The sequence below is a fragment of the Pseudomonas sp. PICF6 genome, assembly GCF_009831705.1.
GTDB classification, from domain to species: Bacteria; Pseudomonadota; Gammaproteobacteria; order Pseudomonadales; family Pseudomonadaceae; genus Aquipseudomonas; species Aquipseudomonas rhizophila.
Genome location: NZ_WUUD01000018.1, coordinates 297,616 through 300,964, shown reverse-complemented (window position 1 = coordinate 300,964; position 3,349 = coordinate 297,616). Strand labels below are relative to the sequence as shown.

The 3,349-nt window shown below is 58.7% G+C and carries 4 protein-coding genes; all 4 read right to left on the bottom strand.

The features are described 5' to 3' along the window. Nucleotides 1-84: 84 nt before the first annotated feature. Nucleotides 85-558: a (2Fe-2S)-binding protein gene (locus tag GSM73_RS12470; protein WP_047226466.1), complete on the bottom strand. Its 474-nt coding sequence runs from the start codon at nucleotides 556-558 to the stop codon at nucleotides 85-87. A 185-nt stretch (nucleotides 559-743) separates the two neighbouring features. Next, the gene (locus tag GSM73_RS12465; protein ID WP_160892724.1) at nucleotides 744-2,063 is read right to left on the bottom strand and encodes an OprD family porin; all 1,320 of its coding nucleotides are present in this window, start codon (nucleotides 2,061-2,063) and stop codon (nucleotides 744-746) included. Between the two features lie 178 nt (nucleotides 2,064-2,241). Next, nucleotides 2,242-3,072 (bottom strand): phosphodiesterase, encoded by an 831-nt coding sequence (locus GSM73_RS12460; protein WP_160892722.1) that lies wholly within the window; start codon nucleotides 3,070-3,072, stop codon nucleotides 2,242-2,244. A 25-nt stretch (nucleotides 3,073-3,097) separates the two neighbouring features. Further along, on the bottom strand, nucleotides 3,098-3,349 hold a 252-nt coding region (locus GSM73_RS27265), incomplete at its 5' end, for a TOBE domain-containing protein (protein ID WP_256676886.1).

Below are 3,349 nucleotides of genomic sequence, written 5' to 3'. Positions count from 1 at the left end.
GTCAGCCTGATCGCGCTCAAGCATGTGCTGTAAAGTGCGGGGAATCTCGTCTGGAAAAATCTCGTTCAACATGGCGAACTCCGGTCAGGCAAGGGTTTTGGCGGCATCTGCCACGGCAGCGCGGATGCGCGCGTAAGTGCCACAGCGGCAAATGTTGCCGGCCATCGCCGAGTCGATTTCGGCCGCCGTAGGCTGCTTGCCCTTGGGCTGGGCTTTGAGAAACGCTGTCGCGCTCATGATCTGGCCGCTCTGACAGTAGCCGCACTGCGCCACGTCGTGTTTGACCCAAGCCTCATGCACGGCGGTGCCGACCGGGTCACTGCCATCTGTGGCCGCCTCGATGGTGGTGATCTTCTTGCCTTGGGCGGCGGCGATTGGCGTCACGCACGAACGAATGGCCTGACCATCCAGGTGAACGGTGCAGGCGCCACACAGGGCTGCACCACAACCAAATTTGGTGCCGGTCATGCCCAGCGCATCGCGCAGGGTCCAGAGAATCGGGGTGCCTGGGTCTACGTCGACCGTATACTCACGGCCATTGATGTTGAGGGCGCTCATAGCGATTCCAGCTCCAGAAGGTTTGACTCTGGATAACTATAGGAAGCAATTCTGGGGGCTGGTTGCATAATCCGCGCGGATGATTGCCCAATCGTGCGAATCTGCCGACGTTGGGCAAGCGCTGATAAAGAGCCAGGAGCGTTTCACGCGAGTTCGACGCCCTGGCCCTGAATTGCGCTGGATGCTTACATCAAGGGAATGCTGTAACTCACGATCAGGCGATTCTGGTCCTGGTCGCGAGCCACTTCGCTTCGGGACATCGCGTTGCGCCAGCCAAAACCCAGGTTCTTCAGCGTACCGCTCTGGATCACATAGTCCAGGGAGATATCGCGCTCCCACTCACTGGCGTCCTGACCGCTGGCGGTCTGGATATTGTCGCCCTTGAGGTACATCACCGACGCCTTCAATCCCGGCACGCCAAGCGCGGCGAAGTCGTAGGCATACTGGGCGAACGCCGTGCGCTCACCCGCCTGGATGAACGTCTGAATAGTGCGGTCGGTGTAGAGATAAAGGCTGGCGCCGGCTTCGCCTTTACCCACCAAGCCACCCTGGTTGAGTTGGGCAAAGTTGCTGTCTTCGGAAACGCTTTGATAACCCGCGGTAATGGCATGGCCGCCCAGCGAGTAAATGAACGCCGCACTCCAGGTATCGTTGTCGATTTCGCCGCTACCATCCTTGGTGTAGCCGCCCAGTTTGTAACCACTGGCGCGACCGGCGGCGCTGCTGTTCTTGCCATCGGACGTGGTCTTGAAGTAGCGCAAGTCGGTTTTCAGCGAGCCGTATTCGCCCAGCGGCAATACATGCAACAAACCGGCGAAGTGCTGTTGGTAATAGTCTTCGAGATTGGCGTAGTAATACTGTGCGGTCAGGTCCTTGGTCAGTTTGTAATCGCCACCGGCAAAGGTGAATTTGTTGCTTTCCTGGCTGCCGCCCGCAACGGCCAGCCCGGCGCGGTCACTCGATGCACGCCCGGTGGCGTGTTCCAGTTGGCCGGCGGTGAACGTCAGGTTGTCGATTTCATTGCTGGTGACTTGGCCACCTTCGAAAGTTTGCGGCAACAGACGGCCATCGTTGGACACCAGGATCGGCAGTTTCGGTTGCAAGGTGCCGTAACGCAGTTCGGTCTTGGAGACGCGCATCTTCGCCGTTGCGCCGAGACGAGCCCATTGGTCGGCAGCCTTGTCACCGTCGTTGGGAAACATCGAGCTGCCAACATGGCGACCCGCGCCGCTGTCGAGTTTCAAACCCAGCAGGCCGATGGCATCCAGACCAAACCCCACAGTGCCTTCGGTAAACCCGGACTGATAATTGAGCATGAAGGCCTGGCCCCATTCCTCAGTCTTCGAGGGCGCGGCGGTACCGTCACGGTTATCGTTGTTGAAGTAGAAATTGCGCAAGTTCAAGTTGGCCTTACTGTCGCTGACAAAATCAGCAGACGCCAACGGGCTCAGGACAATACACACGCCGCCGGTTAATAAACTCAGTACGTTGAAAAGAGCTTTCATCAGGACGAACTCCAGCGCGGAACCTCTGTTCCGGGCACAGTGAAAAGGCAGCAGGAAGCCCTCGGCCGATCACATGATTGGCCGATGCGTTCAATAACTCGTTAGAAAATCTTCGATGAATAGAGTGGGGTAGGGATTAAATCTCCAAAGCAGGTCATCAGTGAAAGTCCCTGGGTTATCAGTCGATCAATCCATGAGCGTCATAAAACGGATACGGTCCGGGATACTCGCCAAACACGCCGTTATGGGTCACCAGTGCCTGCCCATGCCAGTGATGCAGCAGATACCCCGGCGGTTCCAGATTGAAATGCGCGGGAGCGGTTGGCTGTAGATCCAGGACGATCTGATGTGAGGTACCGGGGCACACGCAACTCAGGCTGCCGCCGAAACGCCGCTGCATCGACCGATGCAAATGCCCGCACAGCAAGCGCTCCACCTGCGGGTGTCGGGCAATGACCTGCTCCAGTGCCGCCGCGTTGATGAAGGGTTCACGGTCCATATGGCCAATCCCGCTTACAAACGGCGGGTGATGCAGCACCAATAGCGTCGGCGCATCGGGACGACAGGCCAGTTGTTCATCGAGCCAGCGCAACTGGCTTTCCAGGAGCTGACCGCCATGGGCACCGGGAATGGTGGTGTCCAGGCCAATAAGGCGTAGCGGATGCTCCTCCACCACCCAGTCCAGGGGGGCGTCAGCCCGTATCGGCAGGTAGCTGTGGTCGGCAAATGCCGCCCGCAAATGCTCGCGATTGTCATGGTTACCAGGCACCAGGTAGCAAGGCATGTGCAGGCGCGCCAGTTCAGGGTGCAGCACGGCATATTCATCAGGGCGACCGAAGTCCACCAGGTCGCCACTGACCACCACGATGTCGGGACGCGGCACCTGGGTGTTCAAATGATCCACCGCACGACGCAATGCAGCGAGGGTATCGACAACGCCGTAAGTCAGTTTTTGTCCGGCTTTAAGGTGCAGATCGCTGATCTGCGCGATGAGAAACGGATGATTCAAAATAAGCCCTCTGCAAACACAAAGATCACGATGACAGGGTGAACAGCACTTGTGGCTCGACGGCCAGGGCAATCAGGGCACCGGGGGCATGGATAGCGCTATCGGTGCTGTCCACCAGCAAAGGCTGAGCCGCACCCACATCCACCAGCAGACGGCTTTGAGCCCCCTGGAAAAACTGGCCCACCAGACGCCCGTGCAGATGGCCCTCACTGTCCATCACCCGCAAATGCTCGGGGCGGCAATAGACAGTGGCGGGTAGGTCGGCGCCATTCCATGG

Excerpts from the sequence above, each read along its gene's own strand:
- GSM73_RS12470 (WP_047226466.1), bottom strand. The coding sequence starts at position 558 with ATGAGCGCCCTCAACATCAATGGCCGTGAGTATACGGTCGACGTAGAC.
- GSM73_RS12465 (WP_160892724.1), bottom strand. The coding sequence starts at position 2,063 with ATGAAAGCTCTTTTCAACGTACTGAGTTTATTAACCGGCGGCGTGTGT.